The sequence below is a fragment of the Granulicatella sp. WM01 genome, from assembly GCF_004570605.1.
Classification (GTDB): domain Bacteria; phylum Bacillota; class Bacilli; order Lactobacillales; family Aerococcaceae; genus WM01.
This window is the reverse complement of sequence record NZ_SPPB01000037.1, coordinates 1-20,015: the sequence shown is the minus strand read 5'-3', so window position 1 is coordinate 20,015 and position 20,015 is coordinate 1. Positions and strand designations below refer to the sequence as shown.

The 20,015-nt window shown below is 32.4% G+C and carries 14 protein-coding genes and 1 pseudogene; 3 read left to right on the top strand and 12 right to left on the bottom strand.

From position 1 onward, the window contains the following. Positions 1 to 255 (top strand): annotated as a pseudogene (locus E4T68_RS05950) (ISNCY family transposase); the annotation flags it as partial. A gap of 246 nt (positions 256 to 501) precedes the next feature. Here the strand turns inward: E4T68_RS05950 and E4T68_RS05945 are convergent. From E4T68_RS05945 to E4T68_RS05935, 3 genes are all read right to left on the bottom strand, one after another. Continuing rightward, positions 502 to 1,500: an NADP-dependent oxidoreductase gene (locus E4T68_RS05945; protein WP_135125063.1), complete on the bottom strand. Its 999-nt coding sequence runs from the start codon at positions 1,498 to 1,500 to the stop codon at positions 502 to 504. Positions 1,501 to 1,522: 22 nt separating this feature from the next. Beyond that, complete coding sequence (locus tag E4T68_RS05940) at positions 1,523 to 1,936, bottom strand: Rrf2 family transcriptional regulator (protein WP_135125060.1); 414 nt, start codon at positions 1,934 to 1,936, stop codon at positions 1,523 to 1,525. A 346-nt stretch (positions 1,937 to 2,282) separates the two neighbouring features. Continuing rightward, positions 2,283 to 4,124, bottom strand: a complete 1,842-nt coding sequence (locus tag E4T68_RS05935) for a LysM peptidoglycan-binding domain-containing protein (RefSeq protein WP_135125058.1) — start codon at positions 4,122 to 4,124, stop codon at positions 2,283 to 2,285. Between the two features lie 390 nt (positions 4,125 to 4,514). Here E4T68_RS05935 and E4T68_RS05930 point away from each other — a divergent pair, with 390 nt between their 5' ends. Together E4T68_RS05930 and E4T68_RS05925 are read left to right on the top strand one after the other, a co-directional pair. After that, positions 4,515 to 5,957 (top strand): ABC transporter substrate-binding protein/permease, encoded by a 1,443-nt coding sequence (locus E4T68_RS05930; protein WP_135125056.1) that lies wholly within the window; start codon positions 4,515 to 4,517, stop codon positions 5,955 to 5,957. A gap of 11 nt (positions 5,958 to 5,968) precedes the next feature. Continuing rightward, entirely contained in the window at positions 5,969 to 6,700 is a 732-nt protein-coding gene (locus tag E4T68_RS05925; RefSeq protein WP_135125054.1) for an amino acid ABC transporter ATP-binding protein, read from the top strand. A gap of 109 nt (positions 6,701 to 6,809) precedes the next feature. Here E4T68_RS05925 and E4T68_RS05920 read toward each other — a convergent pair whose 3' ends face one another. From E4T68_RS05920 to rpsD, 9 genes are all read right to left on the bottom strand, one after another. Then, the gene (locus E4T68_RS05920; RefSeq protein ID WP_135125051.1) at positions 6,810 to 9,203 is read right to left on the bottom strand and encodes a glycogen/starch/alpha-glucan phosphorylase; all 2,394 of its coding nucleotides are present in this window, start codon (positions 9,201 to 9,203) and stop codon (positions 6,810 to 6,812) included. 3 nt (positions 9,204 to 9,206) lie between these two features. Next, entirely contained in the window at positions 9,207 to 10,646 is a 1,440-nt protein-coding gene (glgA, locus tag E4T68_RS05915; RefSeq protein WP_135125048.1) for a glycogen synthase GlgA, read from the bottom strand. A 16-nt stretch (positions 10,647 to 10,662) separates the two neighbouring features. Then, positions 10,663 to 11,706 carry a glucose-1-phosphate adenylyltransferase subunit GlgD gene (locus tag E4T68_RS05910; RefSeq protein WP_135125046.1) on the bottom strand — a complete coding sequence of 348 codons (1,044 nt, stop codon included), beginning with the start codon at positions 11,704 to 11,706 and terminating at the stop codon, positions 10,663 to 10,665. After that, on the bottom strand, positions 11,706 to 12,836 hold the full coding sequence (locus tag E4T68_RS05905) for a glucose-1-phosphate adenylyltransferase (RefSeq protein WP_135125043.1): 1,131 nt from the start codon (positions 12,834 to 12,836) through the stop codon (positions 11,706 to 11,708). The genes E4T68_RS05910 and E4T68_RS05905 overlap by 1 nt, the downstream gene beginning before the upstream one ends. A 25-nt stretch (positions 12,837 to 12,861) precedes the next feature. Continuing rightward, a complete protein-coding gene (glgB, locus tag E4T68_RS05900; protein ID WP_135125040.1) occupies positions 12,862 to 14,766 on the bottom strand; it encodes a 1,4-alpha-glucan branching protein GlgB in 1,905 nt (634 codons plus the stop codon). Between the two features lie 626 nt (positions 14,767 to 15,392). Continuing rightward, a complete protein-coding gene (gene pulA / locus E4T68_RS05895) occupies positions 15,393 to 17,459 on the bottom strand; it encodes a type I pullulanase (RefSeq protein ID WP_135125038.1) in 2,067 nt (688 codons plus the stop codon). A 425-nt stretch (positions 17,460 to 17,884) separates the two neighbouring features. Next, a complete protein-coding gene (locus tag E4T68_RS09565) occupies positions 17,885 to 18,079 on the bottom strand; it encodes a hypothetical protein (protein WP_209305059.1) in 195 nt (64 codons plus the stop codon). Positions 18,080 to 18,117: 38 nt separating this feature from the next. Further along, positions 18,118 to 18,318 (bottom strand): AAA family ATPase, encoded by a 201-nt coding sequence (locus E4T68_RS09560; RefSeq protein ID WP_209305058.1) that lies wholly within the window; start codon positions 18,316 to 18,318, stop codon positions 18,118 to 18,120. 730 nt (positions 18,319 to 19,048) lie between these two features. Further along, on the bottom strand, positions 19,049 to 19,660 hold the full coding sequence (rpsD, locus tag E4T68_RS05885) for a 30S ribosomal protein S4 (RefSeq protein ID WP_135125035.1): 612 nt from the start codon (positions 19,658 to 19,660) through the stop codon (positions 19,049 to 19,051). Between the last annotated feature and the right edge of the window lie 355 nt (positions 19,661 to 20,015).

Genomic DNA, 20,015 nt, shown 5'->3' with positions numbered 1-20,015 from the left:
CACACAAAAGCGTTGGTTATTGAAGCATTTAATGGGGATATTTTCTTGAATATCGCTGACAACATTTATGCCACACGTTGTTTGTTAACACATGAAGAGCATTCAGCGGTGTTTGATTTGGGTGAGAATATAAAAAAAGAAAGACGCCAATACGTTCCACCACAATCACACCCGTGGAAACTGGCATCTTTCAAACGCTATCTCAAGAGTATTGGAAAAACTCTTGAAGAGTATCAAGACAACAAGCTTGCTTGATACTTTAATAGCATACATTATTTTGCCCTATAAGTGCAATGATTTTTTTTAAAATCATTGCACTTATAGTGGCCCACATTTTGGGACATTTTCATTTTCGATTGACATTATTTTAATTTTCACTCTATTCCTGTTTTTCTCCGTTTCAGTCAATAAATCCTAATAAACTACACAGTAGAAAAATATAATTTAACACTATTTTTTACGATTTATATCCTAAACTTTGCTACATCTAATAACATGATATTAAAATGTAATAATCGTTTTTCCTGTTGATTGTCCATTTTCCACCTTATCTAATGCGTAATTTAATTCATCAAAAGGAAAAATAGTATCTACTGAAGGAATAATTTTATGACGTTCACATATTTTTGCCACTTCTTGAAGCTGCTTTCCATTAGATTCCACAAAAACAAAATGATACTCACTTTGATGTTTCATTGCGAGTTTATCTAATTTTCGCCCAGCAAAATAAAATAGCCCTTGTTTCCATAGTGGCAAATGCATTCTTTTAGCAAACGCAGCATTAGGCATACCTTTTAAGGATACCAATTTTCCACCTTTTTTCAAAATGCTAAACTGTTTTTCTGTTTCTTTCCCACCTAATGTATCTAGTACATAGTCAATATTAGACAAACAGGACACATAATCTTCTGTTTTATAATCAATAAATTGATCAACACCTAATTGTATAACACGGGATTGATTTGCAGCATTTCCGTTTGTAATCACTTTAAGCCCCTTAGCTTTTGCAATAGGAATAGCTATTGCTCCTAGACTACCAGTTCCACCTGATATAAATAAAGTTTTCCCTTGTTCAACACGCATAACATCAAAGGCTTGCATAACCGTTAAAGCCGCTAAAGGAATACTTGCAGCTTGCTCATCAGTTAAATAATCAGGAACTAAAGCTACTGCACTTTCATCTACAGCAACATATTCTGCAAATGCTCCTATATTTGACAGAGGCAAACGTGAAAATACCCTATCTCCTTTTTTTAATGTTTTGACCTCTTTTCCAATTTCTTCTATGTATCCTACCAATTCATTGCCTGTAATCAGTGGCAATTTATAAGGTGCAATCAGTTTTACTTCTCCTCTAGTAATCATATTATCCAAAGGATTTACTCCAGATGCACTAACTCTAATTAACACCTGATTAGCGTTGATTTTAGACATATCAACTTCTTCTATATGTAATGCTAAATTATTTTTTGCATATTTTCTTAGTATGGCTGCTTTCATTTAGTTAACCTCTAAATATTTTTTATGTATTTGACATATTCATAATATCTTCAATGACATCATGTAATGTTTTACTGGACAAATATTGTTCTAATGCTTTTTCAGCATTAAACATGATAGGATGTAACACATCATAAATGCAATTCCCTACTGGACACTGCTTATTTGCATGTTGATGTGTATATAAAAGTGTATCCGTGTGTACTGCTTTATAAATATCAAAAAGTGTCATTTCTTTTTTACTTTTTCCTAAAGCATACTCAAAACTCCCTGTATAACGTACTAATAAATTTGCTTTTTTTAATAAAGAAATAATTTTCCTAATATAGCTTGCGTTAGTTTGCACACTGCTTGCAATATCTTGTGATGTTAACTGATGTGTCGATTCCGAAATCATAATTAAAATATGTATAGCAACTGAAAATTTTGTATCCATAATCTTCTTCCCTTTTTGTAATTGTATCAAATACAGATACTGTTTTAAAACATTATTTCATTTTTGTCAATATTTTCTCACTTTCTTTTACTAAAAGTTGACACTATTTACTGTATGCATAAAGTTTAGTCATATCATCTTTTTACTCTAAACTATTCAATAGTTTTTAGGTGTACAATAAATCGTGTTATACCCTTCATCAACGCGATTGTGTTTATCACTAGCACAACGTGCTAATCCCCCCTAATAAAATCTACCTTTCTTATTTTTCTCACAATAAAAACTGCATAACAACCTTACACGATGTTATACAGTCTTATTTCATTTATGCAATATAAATATATAATTAGTTCAATGTTAACGTTTGTCCGACTAAAATTAAATCGCTAGTTAAGCCATTCAATTGTTTCAATTCACTAACAGATAACCCATAACGGTTTGATATTCTCCACAATGTTTCTCCTGACTTTACAATATGAACATTATGTGAAGATGATGAAGATACGTTTGTAGACATCTCTTGAGTTGAGGCATTAATTCGTAACGTTTGACCAACATAAATCATATCACTTGTTAATCCATTTAATTGTTTCAACTCACTAACAGATAATCCATGACGATTTGATATTCTCCATAATGTATCGCCTGCTTTAACAGTATAATGTGTTACACTTGTACTTGTTTGTACAGTTGGTGTAACCACTGGTTTACTTTCTGTTGTCACTACTGGTGTAATTGTTGGTTTACTTGTGGCTTCACTTACTGGTTTAACTGTTTGCTCACTTGTAACTGATACAACTGGTGTCGTTTCTTTTACTTCATTAACACGTAAAACTTGCCCAACTAAAATTAAGTCACTTGTCAATCCATTTAATTGTTTCAACTCACTAACAGATAAACCATAGCGGTTTGATATTCTCCATAATGTATCGCCTGCTTTAACAGTATAATGTGTTACACTTGTACTTGTTTGTACAGTTGGTGTGACTACTGGTTTACTTTCTGTTGTCACTACTGGTGTAACTGTTGGTTTACTTGTGGCTTCACTTACTGGTTTAACGGTTTGCTCACTCGTAACTGATACAACTGGTGTTGTTTCTTTTACTTCGTTAACACGTAAAACTTGCCCAACTAAAATTAAATCACTTGTTAAACCATTCAATTGTTTCAACTCACTAACAGTTAACCCATAACGGTTTGATATTCTCCATAATGTATCGCCTGCTTTAACAGTATAATGTGTTACACTTGTACTTATTTGTACAGTTGGTGTGACTACTGGTTTACTTTCTGTTGTCACTATTGGTGTAACTGTTGGTTCACTTGATACTTCATTTACTGATGTAACTGATGCTAATCCTTGTATTGATGTACTTAATTTCAATACTTGTCCGACAGATATTGCATCACTTGATAAAGCGTTCAATGTTTTCAAATCATTAACTGTCATATTTGCCTTATTAGCAATACTCCATAACGTATCTCCTGCTTTAACAATATATTGTCCATTAACCGATAAATCATTTAATACTGAAGATGTGTTTTCAGAGTATGTTCCACTCACTTTTGTATCATATTGTTCTAATTGATAACGTTCAATAATATTATTCAACTTAGTTGCATAGGCTGTATCAGTAGCATAACGTCCTGTCAACCATTGTGTAGCATCACGATAGGAACTTGTTTGACTTTTCCATGCTCCACGATAAAATGTTGTTCCACCAATATTTCTTGATTTTAATAAATTAACATAATCTTGTAAAGATTCATAATAAGACGGATATTTTCTAAAAGCAGCATGAATACTATAATACTGCCCACTTCCATTATCTTCTAAAGTTAACATTGTTGCAGATTCTCCGTTATATGAACCTTTAATACCAAATAAATTGTAATTTGGTACCGTTGCTAAGGTACTTGTTCCCCAAGAACTCTCCAAAATAGCTTGGGCAATCATAACCGAAGCATATAAATCATTATTTCCTGCTAACTCTTGTGCAAGAGGCGCAATATCATTAATGAATGCTTGTTGAGCTGATGCAGCGTATGCTGTTTTATGTGCTCCAAATTCCGTACTCATCATAGCCATTTGGCTAAGTGCTACAGTCGCTCCAATAGCAGCACTTTTTTTCATTTTTTTATCTTGTAATGTTTTATATCGTCTTGCTTGTCGTCTTACTAATTTCATCTCTCACTCGTCTCTCTTCTCTACTATAATCTAAACACTTTACTAAATTATAAATGACTATTCGCTTTTTTTAAATAGAATTTGAAAGATGTTTTTTTATTTTAAAAAATGTAATGTAGCTGTAATATGAAAATTTGTGTATATTTTTCTCATTAATGACGTAAATCCTATATTTTTGGTATATTTATAGTTTAACTCTACTTTTTCTCATATATCTCTCATACTAATAAAAATGAGATATAAAATAGATTAAGTAACTTTATGTTACATTTTATAACATGTAATGTTTGCAAATAGTTGCATTTTTTTCGCATTTATGGGTAAAATGGAATGAGTGTCCTATCAAAAAATGACAATAAGACGATGAGTGACACTATGAAAGGAGTTTTTATGAAAAAAAATCAACCATTTTTCAAAAAAATCATCATGATGCTATTATGTGCGTGCTTTATTTTAGCACATGCATCTATCACAAGTTTTGCAGAAGAAAAAACATACATTATAGGAACAGATACAACATTTGCACCATTTGAATACCAAGATGTAAATGGAAATTACGTAGGTATTGATATTGATTTGATAAAAGCTGTTGCTAAACACTCTGGATTTTCTATTGAACTTCGTCCTATGGGATTTAGTGCTGCTGTACAAGCATTAGAAGCTGGCCAAATTGATGGCGTAATCGCCAGCATGACAATTACTAGCCAAAGACAACAAACATTTGACTTTTCTGATTCGTATTATGAGTCTGGTATTGGTGTTGCGGTGTCTTCTAACAGTTCTATTCAATCACTAGAAGATTTATCTGGAAAAAATGTTGCCGTAAAAATCGGTACACAAAGTGCTGATTATGCAGAAAGTGTTAAAGACAAATATCACTTTACCATTACAACATACGAAGATTCAGCTAATATGTATCAAGCAGTAGTTAGTCAAAATAGTGCTGCAGCTTTTGAAGACTACGCTGTTATGGCATATAGTATTTCTAACCAAAATCTACCTTTAACATTACTCAATATTAATGCTAATAGTGCACCAATAGGTTTTGCAGTACTAAAAGGAAAAAATCCTGAGTTAATCAATATGTTTAATAGCAGTTTACAAGCATTCAGATCAGACGGCACTTATCAAAACATATTAAATACTTATTTAGGAGAAGCATCTCAACAAAATCAAGAACGTACTGATTTTATAGGATTAATCCAAACAAACTTTGGCACATTAATGGGGGGATTATGGAATACATTATGGATAACATTTATTGCCATTGTATTGGCATTAATCATTGGTATTCTATTTGGACTAATGAAGACAAGTCATCATGCTATTCCTCGCTTAATCGCAACATTTTACATTGACTTAATGAGAGGTGTTCCTTTAATTGTTCTAGCGTTCTTTATCTACTTTGGTATTCCACAAGCTACAGGATTTCGCATGGAAGCTGCTCTTGCTGGTATAATGACATTAAGTTTAAATGCAGCTGCCTATATCGCTGAAATTGTCCGTGGTGGAATTGCAGCAGTAGACAAAGGTCAAACTGAAGCATCTGTTAGTTTAGGATTAACTTATGCTACAACTATGAGAACAGTTATTTTGCCTCAAGCTATTCGAATTATGGTCCCCTCTTTCATCAATCAATTTGTCATTACATTAAAAGACACATCTATATTATCCGTTATAGGATTAGTTGAATTAACCCAAACAGGTAAACTCATTATTGCTAGAAACTTGCAATCAAGTCAAATGTGGCTTATTATTGGGATACTATACTTAATTGTGATCACAATTCTAACAAAACTATCCGCACATTTAGAAAAACAAATTAAACAATAAGGAGGAACAATATGTCTACTATTGATGTTATAGATTTGCACAAAAGTTACGGACATTTAGAAGTTATTAAAGGTGTTGACTTACACATTTCAGAGGGTGAAGTCGTTTGTATCATTGGACCATCAGGTTCAGGAAAATCAACTTTTTTACGCTGTTTAAATCGACTAGAAACCTTTCAAAATGGAAAAATTTTAATTAATAACATTGATTTAACAGATAAAAGCGTTCCATTAAATAAAATACGTGAAGACATTGGAATGGTTTTCCAACATTTTAATTTGTTTCCACATCTTAGTGTCTTAAAAAATATTACTTTAGCTCCAGTAGAACTAAAAAAACAAACCCTTGAACAAGCCGAAAAATTAGCACTAGAATTGCTTGCAACAGTCGGCCTAGAAGATAAAGCCCATGTTATGCCAAACTCACTATCTGGTGGACAAAAGCAACGTGTAGCTATTGCTCGCGCTTTAGCCATGCAACCTGCTATCATGCTTTTTGACGAACCAACATCTGCACTCGATCCAGAAATGGTTGGCGATGTGTTAGAAGTTATGAAAAAATTAGCGCAAGACGGTATGACAATGGTCGTTGTCACACATGAAATGGGATTTGCTCGTGAAGTGGCTGATCGTGTTATTTTTATGGACGGTGGCAATATTATAGAAGAGGGGACACCAGAAGAAATTTTTAATGCCCCAAAACATGAACGAACAAAAGAATTTTTAAATAAAGTTTTAAAATAACCTATATTTATCAATTTTCCACCAGTAACAACTGGTGGTTTTTTATACTTACTCACAAAATAATCGTGTTGGTAGTTTTGTACCAACACGATTATTTTTCATACTCATCTTATTTTTTATATGGTGATAAATTCCAAATTTCATCAGCATAACGTAAAATCGTATAATCTGATGAAAACGGACCTGCTTGAGCAATATTATGTAAAGACATACGATTCCACAATTCTTTTTGTTGATACAAGCGATCAACTTCTAATTGTGTCATCACATAACTTTCAAAATCTTGTAAAACAAAATATTCATCATTATATGTCACTAAAGAATCAAAAATTTCTTGTCCTTCATGCATAATATTAGGTATTGTATTATCTAATAAAGCATTTAACACACGATGTACTTTTGGGTTTGTTTCATAAATATGTCTTGCATTATATGAACCACTACGATAAAACTGCTCAACATCATGGTTACTCATTCCAAATGTAAAGAAATTATCTTCTCCAACATAATCACGAATTTCTACATTAGCACCGTCCAATGTCCCTACTGTTATTGCACCATTTAGCATTAATTTCATATTACTTGTTCCTGAGGCTTCTTTTCCTGCTAGAGAAATTTGTTCAGAAATATCAGCAGCTGGAATAATTAGTTCTGCTAAAGATACACCATAATTTTCAACAAATACTATTTTCAACAAATGATTAACATCTGGATCATGATTAATTAAATCAGCAAGTGCATTAATAAATTTAATGATTGATTTTGCGTATGTATAACTTGGTGCAGCTTTTGCTCCAAAAATAAACACACGTGGATAATACTCTGCATTTGTTCCTTGCTTAATATCTAAATAACGTAATAAAATGTGCAAAGCATTTAAAAGTTGACGTTTATAAGCGTGAAGTCGTTTAATTTGCACATCAAAAATAGCTTCTGTAGAAAGTTCTATGCCTTTTTCCGCCAAAACATAACGTGCAAACCTTTCTTTATTTGCTTTTTTCACTTCTGCAAGTTGGTTTAGAACGTCTGCATTCTGTTCATAGGCTTTAAATAATTTTAATTCTGTATGATTAAAATGCCATTGCGTACCAATTGTTTTGTCCAATAATTCTGTTAATGCTGGATTGGCTAATTGCAACCAACGTCTTTGCGTAATACCATTTGTTTTATTGTTAAATTTCCAAGGATACATATCATAGAAATCACGTAAGGTCGAATTTTTTAAAATATCGGTATGTAATTTTGCCACTCCATTAATACTGTGACTACCAATAATCGCTAAATTCGCCATTTTAATTTGTCCATCACTAATAATAGCTGTTTGGTATGTTAAATGTGTTCCATATATTAGCTCTTTTTTCTCAATATGACGACGATTAATTTCTACAATAATTTGATAAATACGAGGTAACAATGTTTCAACCATTTCACATGACCAACGTTCCATAGCTTCCTGTAAAATAGTGTGATTTGTGTAACTCACTGTATTTTTTGTAATTTCCCAGGCTTGTTCCCAAGATAAATGCTCTTCATCTAATAAAATACGCATTAGTTCTGGAATACATAATGTTGGGTGAGTGTCATTAATATGAATAGCAATTTTATCTGAAAAAGCTAACCATGGCAAATTAAGACGTTTAAAATAACGAACAATACTTTGTACCCCTGCACTTGAAAAGAAATATTCTTGTTTTAAACGTAGCAATTGTCCATCATAATTAGAATCATCTGGATACAATACTTCTGTAATCTTTTTGATTTCCTCACGTTCTTTTTCTAAATTAAAATGTTCCTCTTCTCCATAAGGTATTTCAGCAGACCATAATCTCAAATTATTTACAACGCCATTTTGATACCCAACTTGTGCAACGTCATAAGGCACAGCTAATATATTCAATGTATCATGATAATGTGCTTCCAATTGACCTGTTTGATTTGGAACTAAAGATACACTTCCACCAAAACGTACAATAACTGATTTGTTCTCTTTGCGAACTTCCCATAAATTTCCATTTCTTAACCAATTCTCTGGTAGCTCAACTTGATATCCATCAACAAATTTTTGTTTAAATAAACCGTATCTATAACGAATTCCACACCCATGTCCAGGTATTCCCGTAGAAGCAATCGAATCCATAAAACAAGACGCTAGTCGACCTAAACCACCATTTCCTAAAGCTGGATCAACTTCAGCCTTAGCCAATGTATCCAAATCTAAATTAAGTTGCTTTAATCCTTTTTCAACAGTATTTAGCATGCCTAAATTCAATAAATTATTTTTGAGCATTCGTCCTGGTAAAAATTCCATTGAAAAATAATAAACTTGTTTTTCTTTATTTTGTTCATATCTCTGATTGGTTCTAACCCATTTTTCATTAATCAGTGATTTAACAATATCAGATAAAATGTACAATTGCTCAACAGATGAGCCTTTTTGATAATCATAAGCATATACATCAATAAATCTCTTTTTGTATAAATTAATAAACTTTTCTATCGTCATGAATTACTTCCTTTCCGTAATTTCTTTATAAGTATTCATATAATCTAACGCAGGTTTTTCCCAATCAAATTTAGCGTTCATAGCTTGCTTAACAAGCTGTATCCACTGTTTCGGAGCATTATAATACACATCTAAGGCTTGATAAATGACATGCATCATTATATCCGAATCAAACGTTTGAAAACTAAATCCTGTTCCTTCTCCTGTAAACTGATTATATGGAATAACAGTATCCTTTAATCCACCTGTTTCATGCACTATAGGCAATGTACCATATCTAAGTGCCATTAATTGTGATAATCCGCAAGGTTCAAAAGCTGATGGCATCAAAAATAAATCACTTCCTGCATAAATCAATTGCGCTAAAGCAATATCAAATGTGATACAGGCTTTTAATTTATTTGGATAGGCTTTTGCCAATGTTGTAAAATACTCCTCAAAAATGGCATCTCCTGTTCCTAAAATAACAACTTGTACGTCTTGAGCTAATAATTCTTCTATTTTTTCAGCAATAAGTTGAAATCCTTTTTGGTCGGTTAATCTCGATACACAGCTTATTATCGGCACATCTGCCCTGATTGGCAAGCCTAAATTTTCTTGTAATGCTGCTTTATTTTTTGCCTTATTATCGAGATTATCTATTGTAAAGTGATATGGAATATATTGATCACTTTCTGGATTGTTTAAATCATAATCAATCCCATTTAAAATACCTTTTACTTTCCAAGCATTGTACTGCAACACATGATTCAACCCTTCACCAAATGCACTAGTCATAATTTCATTGGCATACGTTGGACTAACCGTTGTTACACAATCAGAAAAATTAATTCCTGCTTTTAAAAAGTTCACACAATCAAAATATTTCCCACCATCTTCAGTTAAAATGGCATGGCTTGTATGAAATACGCTGTCTAAAATAATAGGATCATATACCCCTTGAAATTTCAAATTATGAATAGTCAATACTTTTTTTATGGCTTTAAATGACTCTACCCAGTGATATTTATCAATTAAAAGTGCTGGAATCATAGCCGTATGCCAATCATTAACATGAAGGACATCTGGAATAAATGGGATTTTCTCTAACATTTCAATGACGGCTAGACAAAAATAGCCAAAGCGTTCGCCATCATCCCAATCACCATACAAATGACCACGATTAAAATAATCTAAATTATCAATAAAATAATACACAACATGATTTAACGTCAATGTTTTCACACCAACATAACGGTCTTTTCCACAAACTTTGACTGTAAAAGACACAATATCCGTCATTTGTTCTTTATACTGCTCATTTATATGTGTATAAAACGGTGAAACAACACGAACATCAATGCCTTGTTTAGCCAATTCTTTAGGCAAAGCGTAGGCGACATCTCCTAATCCACCCGATTTTGAAAATGGTGCCACTTCTCCTGTCACAAATAACACTCTCATAGTCCACCTCTTCTATTTAACGCTGTTCATGAGCTGAAACAATTTCATTTTTTGTTACAATTTTAATATTATCTTGTGTCCCTCTAATAATAGCATGCTCTCCAACTTGAACCCCTTTATCAAGAATAGCGTACTCAACAATAGCCCCTTTTGCAATGTGACAACCTTGTAATACCACAGCATGATTAACTTGAGCATCTTCATCAATATGCACACGTCTTGAAATAACACCTTTATTCACGTGTCCTCTAATCACACAGTCTGTTGCAATTAAGCTATTTACAACTTTTGAATCTTGAGTAAAGAAAGTTGGTGCACCGTTTCTCCCTTTCGTCACAACAGGATTTGTATCATAAAACAATGACTTAAATTTAACAGGATCTAACATATCCATATTCGCTTGAAAATAGTCATTCACATGGCTAATAATTGCAGTATATCCATGATGAACATATTGAGATACTTGTTCTTGATTTAAGTAATAACGTACTAAATCAGCAACTTCTACATAAACTTTCTCATCAACTGCACGATAAATTAATTCATATAATTTTGAAGTTGGTAAAAGATATTTATTTAATTTCCGTCCATTTTCATCAATCATTTCTGTAATATCACACTTTTCTCGAATATGAAATGCCTTAACGTCATTCAAATCAATATTGGCAATTGTTTTGCTTCCAGAAATGAAAACATATCCAACGTGTGAACGTTTCACTAACTCAATAAGATCCTCATAAAAATCATCATATCCGCGTGCTTCACCTAATGAATATTTATAAAATTGTTGAGAAAACGTGAAGATTCCACCATTAATATGGGATTCAAATCCCCACGGATTTCCACTTCTTACATGATCATATATGGAGCGTCCAGATTTTCCAATAAATAAACCAACTGATTTAACCCCCGCAGCACCTAAAGAAGATAAATTGAAATCAATAATACGAAAACGGCTAGCAAATGGAAGAGCACCAATAGGACGCTTCATTGTTAAAGGCTCCAAAGACGCTGATATTTCTGTTAATGTAATTACCGCACAAATGTCATTCTTTTTCATTAGTTTTCTCCTCCAACTCTTTCATCATAACCAACAACTGCTATATTGTCTTTAGTTCCAATAATCTTAGCACCATCTTCAATAATAGCATTTTCTCCAATAATAGCATAATCTATTGTCACGTGTTTTCCAATATTGACATTTCCCATAATTAAACTATTAGACACACTTGATAACTCTCCAATTTGAACATTATTGGATAAAATAGAATGTGTCACATTACCTTCTACATAACATCCATCTGAAATCATAGCGTCTTTAACAAGAGCATGCTCTGAAATGAAATGTGGTAAAGAGTGAGAATAATTTGAAAAAATTCGCCATTCTCTATCACGAATGTTCAATTCATGCTTTTCATCTAAAAACTCCATATTCGCTTCCCATAGTGATTCAATTGTTCCAACATCTTTCCAATATCCATTAAAACGATATGCAAATACCGGTTCATTTTTGTCCAAATATGCTGGAATAACATGTTTTCCAAAGTCCTCCATTTCGCCTTTTGTATCGCTAATTAACAAATCTTTCAATGTTTTCCAATTAAATATATAAATCCCCATAGATGCTAGATTACTTTTTGGTTCTTTTGGTTTTTCTTCAAATTCAATAATACGTGCATCTTCATCAGTATTCATAATCCCAAAACGTGAAGCCTCTGACATAGATACCGGAATGACCGCTACCGTTAAACTTGCGCCTTTTCCTTTATGAAACTCAAGCATAGTTTGATAATTCATTTTATAAATGTGATCTCCAGATAAAATCAACACATACTCTGGATTAAGCTGTTCAATATAATCCACATTTTGAATAATGGCATGTGCTGTTCCTGCAAAAAATTGCGTTCCAGACGAACTAGAATAAGGTTGTAGAATAGTTGCCCCACTATCTCTACCTTCCATTCCCCATGCCTTTCCTTTTCCAATGTGTGCATTTAAAGATAATGGTCTATATTGTGTAATAACACCAACATTATCAATATCAGAATTTGCACAATTACTCATGGCAAAGTCAATAATGCGATACCGCCCCCCAAACGGAACAGCAGGTTTTGCAATATTAGCTGTTAGTTTTCCTAAACGTGTTCCTTGACCACCTGCTAATATCATTGCAATCATTTCTTGTTTCATTTTCCATAACTCCTTTATACATCATTTATTTATGTACACCATAAATACGTTTTGGTTTTAGATACAATACACTTAAACTTGGAACTAAACACTCTATTGAATAAGGTTGATGTTGATGTGGTATATCTTGTGTTGTATATACCGCCTCTGTTTGTGTCCATGTTCCACCAAATACATCCTTTTCTGTATTTAATATAATTTGATATTCTCCTGCATACGGCACCCCCACACGATAGTAAGCATGCTCTTGTGGCAGAAAATTAGCAATAGCAATAATAAAATCTCTTGCTTTCTTACCTTGTCTGATAAAACTAATGATAGCTTGTTCTGTATTATCCGCATCTAGTACGATTAATCCTTTAGAAAGTGAATCTTGTTCAAATAACGCTTTTTCACGCTTATACAAAGTGTTCAACGTCTGTATAAAATAGTGATATTCTCGATTAAATTCTCTTTCTAAGTCACACCATTCTAATTCAGAATAAAATCTCCACTCTAAAAATTGTCCAATTTCATACCCCATAAAATTCAATTTTTTTCCTGGGTGGACCATTAAATAGGCTTGCAATACCCTTAACATTGCAAATTGATTATATCTATCACCTTTTGTTTTTCCCAATAATGAATTTTTTCCATGCACAACCTCATCATGTGAAAAAGGCAAAATATACTGTTCATTAAATGCATACATAAACGAAAACGTTAATAGTCGATAGGCTGATGCTCTCTTTTCAGGCTCCAAAGCAATAAATTTTAACGTATCATTCATCCAGCCCATATTCCATTTTAATAAAAATCCTAATCCATTATTGTAGACAGGTCTAGTGACCCCATCCCAAGCAGTACTTTCCTCTGCAATCATTAAAGTATATGGATTTCTGTTATACACAACACTATTTAACTGTTGTAAAAAAGTAATTCCCTCTAAATTACGATTATCTCCATAATGATTAGGTACCCAATGTTCATTGTCAAAATCTAAATACAACATATTAGATACAGCATCAACTCTTAATCCGTCCAAATGACATTTCTCTAGCCAAAATAAAGCATTAGAAATCAAAAAACTACGTACTTGAGCTTTTCCCAAATCAAAATTTAATGTTCCCCAGCCTTTATTATCCGCTCTATGAGGTTCACTATATTCAAAAGTTGGTGTGCCATCAAAATACGCTAATGCATTTGCATTCCTACAAAAATGCCCCGGTACCCAATCCATAATAACCCCAATAAATTGTCTGTGTGCTGCTTCTACAAAACGGCAAAATGCATCTAAATCCCCTAACACACTAGATAAAGCATAGTAACCGGTTACTTGATACCCCCAACTTTCTTGTAGAGGATGCTCCATAAGTGGCATAAACTCTATATGCGTATAATTCATCTCTTTAACATACGGAATTAAATGTTCAATTAAATCATCAAATGTGTAAAAACGACCATCAAGATGTTTTTTCCACGAACTTGCATGTACCTCATAAATATTAATTGGACGTTCCAAAGCAGAATATCGCTTTTTATAGGCTTGCCACAACCCATCTTTCCACTGTCTAGCATGCATTTCATACACAATAGAAGCATCTTTAGGTGCTTGTTCAAACTTTTGTGCGAACGGATCAATTTTAACTACAACTTCTCCATTCTCTTGTTCAATAATATATTTGTAACACTCTCCCTCATGAACATGTTGTAATAAAATTCCCCATACACCTGTTTGATTAAATTGTACTAATTTGTCTGGTTGCCACTGATTAAAATCCCCTATTACACTAACACCTCTTGCATTTGGTGCCCACACAACAAAACGACAGTAAACGTTTCCAAGAATGTCTACAAAATGATTCCCAAAAAGATTTCCGCTTTCATACAATTGCCCAATGTTAAACAAATAAATGTCATCTTTTATAGTTGAATATAGCAGTGCATCCATAGTTTCCCCTCCTTTATATCAAATTCAAATAAACGCTTTCAAAGATAACTAAAAAAATACTTGTAACCGCTTATTTCGTATAATAGACACATTCCCTAACAGTATATTAAGACTCGTATCTAAGTACTTACATTATACCACATATTCAAATTTTTTCATCACTTTTTCACACTATTTTGTAAAAATTTTTGTTATATGAATTAGAAAAAATATAAACATATAAAATAAATAACCAACAAATGTCTATATTATATCTTTTTTAATTATAAGTCTTGTACTTATTCTATTTTTTAGCTAGAAACAGTATATACTCTAATTAAATATCCCTACTTCTAAACTTTATTTAATCATCATATTTAATAGACTATCTAATCATTATTGATAACATTATAAATTTTTATATATAACAAAAACAACATGACATCAATGCGATTAACATTTATGCCATGTTGTCATAGTAAAATTCTATTTACAATAAAGTATCGTGATATTTAACCTATTTTACAAAAATAATATGGTATAGCTTCTTATAAAGTTTTTCTCAATATCATGTGTTTCTTTTTCATAGTTAACTTCCACAATTCCTACAGTGGAATCAATATTTTTTTAATTGGTAAATGTTTTATTTACCCTCTTTTTTGCAAAACTAATGTGGATAGTGGAGAAACAAACATACCTTGCTGATAAATAATTAAAACATCTTTTTCAATAGATTCACTGCTAAGTAACACATGATAAGTTCCATTTGGCAAACTTACCCATTGTCCAAGCTCATTGGCACAATGAATAACAATCAATTCACCCTGTGCTTCACAAATGCGATAAGCAATTGTTTGGTAGTCTGCCTTTAGTACATCAACATGTTGTTTTATCATATCAATATCAATCATTGAAAAAACAGTATACTGCTTTCGGAGTGCAATTAATCGCTGTACGTAATTCACATTATCATGATAATGATACGCTCTATCCCAGTCTAAAGCATTAATATTATCTAAAGCACAGTAAGAGTTTTCGATACCGTATTTTGTTCTAAAAAACTCTTGTCCAGCATGCAGAAAAGGGACACCAAATGATAACAATACAATACTTGTGGCTAAACGGTGCATTTTCTCACGAACCATATCTGATTCATAGTTATTTGTCAACAATAAATAATCCCACAACGTATAATTATCATGTGCTTCAACATATTGTACAACTTGCCTTATTGAAGTATACGGATAAATCTTTGAAACACCTAAAATTTCGTCCAACAAGGCTTTTTCTTGATATAAAGCTCCAGAGATGAACCCTCGTTTGATACCTCCCCAAGCCTTACCTTTTACAGTATCTCTAAAAACATCATTAAAAAAGGCGACACTAGGCATATAATGAGCATGATATTGTGCAGGTCTCTTCTCTTTAGGTAAAGTGCCCATATCCCAACCCTCACCTAATAAAAATATATTAGGATTAATTTTAGACAGTGCATTTACCACTTCCTGCATAGTTGGAATGTCTAGCATACCCATTAAATCAAATCGAAATCCATCTACACTATACATACTTGCCCAATGGACAAGACTATCAACAATGTACTTTCTTGCCATAACTCGTTCAGAGGCAAAATCATTCCCTACACCCGTTCCATCAGTTAATCTCCCTTGTTCATCTCGACGAAAATAATAGAACGGCACAATTTTTTCAAAGCTATGCTCTTGAATATGATACACATGATTATACACAACATCTAAAATGACACATAAATTCTCTTGGTGGCACGCTCTAATTAGCGATTGCAATTCTTCAATCCTAGACAATGGAATATTCGGTTCTAGGCTATAACTTCCCTCAGGTGCATTCAAATGTAATGGGTCATATCCCCAATTATAAGTACGCAATGGATAACGCTCATCAACAGATTGACAACTATAATCAGCTACAGGCAAAAACTGAACATGTGTCACACCTAAACTTGATATATAATCAAGCCCCGTTTTTTGTTCACTAAACTTGGAATGATGTGTCCCTTTTTCAGTTAATCCAACATATTTTCCTTTATTCTTTATCCCACTATGTACATGTATTGACGCATCTCTAATGTGCAATTCATATATAATTGGTGTTTGCACATAAGGACTAATATAATTATCTTCACATGAGTCCAGTTGAACAACAACACCCTTTTCCCCATTAATACTTACTGCCTTAGCATACGGATCAACGACACAATACACATCATCTTCCCGATACACATCAAACATATAATGCATGCCCAAACAATCACCGTCATAAGTGTATTCAAAAATCCCTCTTTCTCGTTTTTCCATACTATACACAACATCATTAAGCCTTAAATCTACTTTATCAGATGTAGGTGCCCACAGTTTAAACATGGTTTTCTCTTTAGTATAAATCGCTCCAAGCTCTCCATCATAAGCAAAATAATCATCAAATATGCTATCTTGTACAATCCCACGACCAAAATGCACACGTTTAGGCACACACCCTGCAACTTTGACAAACAAACATTCCGTTAAATCAATTGGTTCAACGCTTCGACAAACCAACATCGTATCACTTTCTTGCTCAACACTTTCAATTTCATAAGCATTTAACTGAACTTGCTCCTTTTGTACACTTAAAGCCTCTGACATTCTCACATGTACCTCATACACACTTTCTAAACTCGCTCGTACAATCTCAATCATAACTATTCATCCTTATTAACTATCCCCTTTTAGCTCTTTTCTTTATTATCTGCTCTTAATAATTACCTATTCAATCAACATTACCGGTTTCTCATTATTAACCTAGAAAACTTTCTGTTCATCAAACAGCACTTTATTTGATTATTATAAAAATTAAATTGTCTATCTTTTTTACATAAATTTTTTAACACCATTACTAGTAGACAATTGTTTTACTGCATTTTACCTTGTTTCATTGTACAGTATGTCACTCAACTACTGTGCAAAACAAGTTATAAACTTTCCATACTCTTTCCATAAATCTTTAAATATTCTTATCAATAGACACTTGTTTTAAGATACTCTATAGCATTTAAATAATTACTCTTCCCCAATAACTTCTCGATAAATTAATTCGGCTAGGTCCAATAAATTATCTTCTTGGGTTAAACGCTTTTCATGTAGTATTGAGCATAATCTTTTTCAATCCACCAACATTTTAAAACCTCAACACCAAATTCTTTTGCTTTTTCTCGTGTTTCATGCCGTTTAAGCGTTTCATTGAACGGTAAATCAAAATAATATGCATAAATATAGAGTGGGTATAATTGACGTGCTAATTCAAATAATGGAACTAGCATTCAGCACACAAGATACTTTCCAAAATGACTATTGAACACTATTCATATCCATAAATTAACATTTGTTTTAATAGTGGTAAAGCCTTTGTCTCACTCCCATCCTTAGTCATTAATATCTCTCTGCGAACCATATCTTGAGAAATCAACATAGTATTATCACCAAACTTTTCTTGTAGAGCCTTTGCTAAAGACGTTTTCCCACTTGCAGAATTTCCACGAATAACAATTAATTTTCTCATAAATTCTCTCATCCTTATAACAAGATCTTAAAATAAATAATTATATCTGTATAAAACCATAAAACAAGAATAAAATCAACTGTTAAATTATCTCAATGAACATTAATTTTCCTACTCTATTCTATTATTTTAAGAATTTACACTCTCACATAAGATACACAATACTACAGAACAATACGGCAAATGGCTACTTTATAAAATATTTCTAGTTATTATCTTTTAATGATATACTTTCTCTAAGTGTACTACTAGTTATATAATTAAATAATTTTCCTATAGAATAGTCTAATCTACTCATTAATAAATGATATTTCCCTATAAAAGCACCTTGGTCGTACCACATTCCTCTAAAACATAATACATCATTAAATAAATGGTTATTCTATTTAATTATTCCTATCCTCTAACATGCTCAAAAAGTATAGTAATGCACGGATAAACTATACATCAACATTTTTTTTATAATATGATATAGAGTTGCCTAGTAGACAAATAGTTTAGTGATTAACATGAAAAGTTAATCTATTTACTAATTAATTTCATTACATGTTATTAATAAAAAATCATTCTACTCAATACTGATAAAAACTAAACATTATCTGAAGTAATATGTTTAAAATTGCGAAAAATCAACGTTTATAAACAAATATTTTTCACAGTTTTTGTTATTTAAAAATCCCTTTATTGTACACAAAACAAAAAAGCAGGAAAATTCCTGCTTCTAGAGTGATTAACCTAATTTGTTATAGTATTCAACGATTAAGGCTTCATCAATTTCTGCTGATAATTCTTCACGTTGTGGTAAACGTGTTAAAGAACCAGTTAATGTTTCAACATCAAATGTAACATAATCTGGACGTCCAAAAATACCTTCAGCAGCAGCTTTAATAATTTCAACGCCTTTTGATTTTTCACGAACAGAAATTACTTGACCAACTGACACGCTGTATGATGGAATATCCACACGTTTGCCATCAACTGTAATGTGACCATGGTTAACTAATTGACGTGCCTGACGACGAGTTGTCGCTAATCCTAAACGATACACAACATTGTCTAAACGTTGTTCTAATAAAACCATGAAGTTAACACCATGTTTACCTTCTTTAATTTTACCAGCTTTTTTGAATAATGTTGCGAATTGTTTTTCGCTCATACCATACATGTGGCGCAATTTTTGTTTTTCTTGCAATTGCAAACCATATTCTGATAATTTTTTACGGTTATTTGGACCGTGTTGACCTGGTGCGTATGGACGACGTGCTAATTCTTTACCTGTTTCAGTTAAAGAAATACCTAAACGACGTGATAGTTTCCATGATGGACCTGTATAACGTGACATAATAAATTCCTCCAAAATAAATAAGTTTTATGGAGTAAAATAATAAGTAAATAGACCGAATACGTTCATTTTCTCTTACGATTTTCACCATTGCAGCCGCAGGCTACCAATCGAACAAATACATTTGCGAGAAACTGTTGACGTGCTTTCTTCTATTCTTGCTGCATTATTTTACACGTCTACTAGTATACTGAATGTAAAGTACTCTGTCAAATAAAAATAGCACATTGTATGTGTCTGAAATTTTGAGGAAGAATAAAAAAAGAAAAAGAGAACAAAATTATCAAATTTTTTCTTTTTTGGCACTTGATTTTTTTGGTCCTCTGGTATATTATGTATATACTAGGTAAAACAA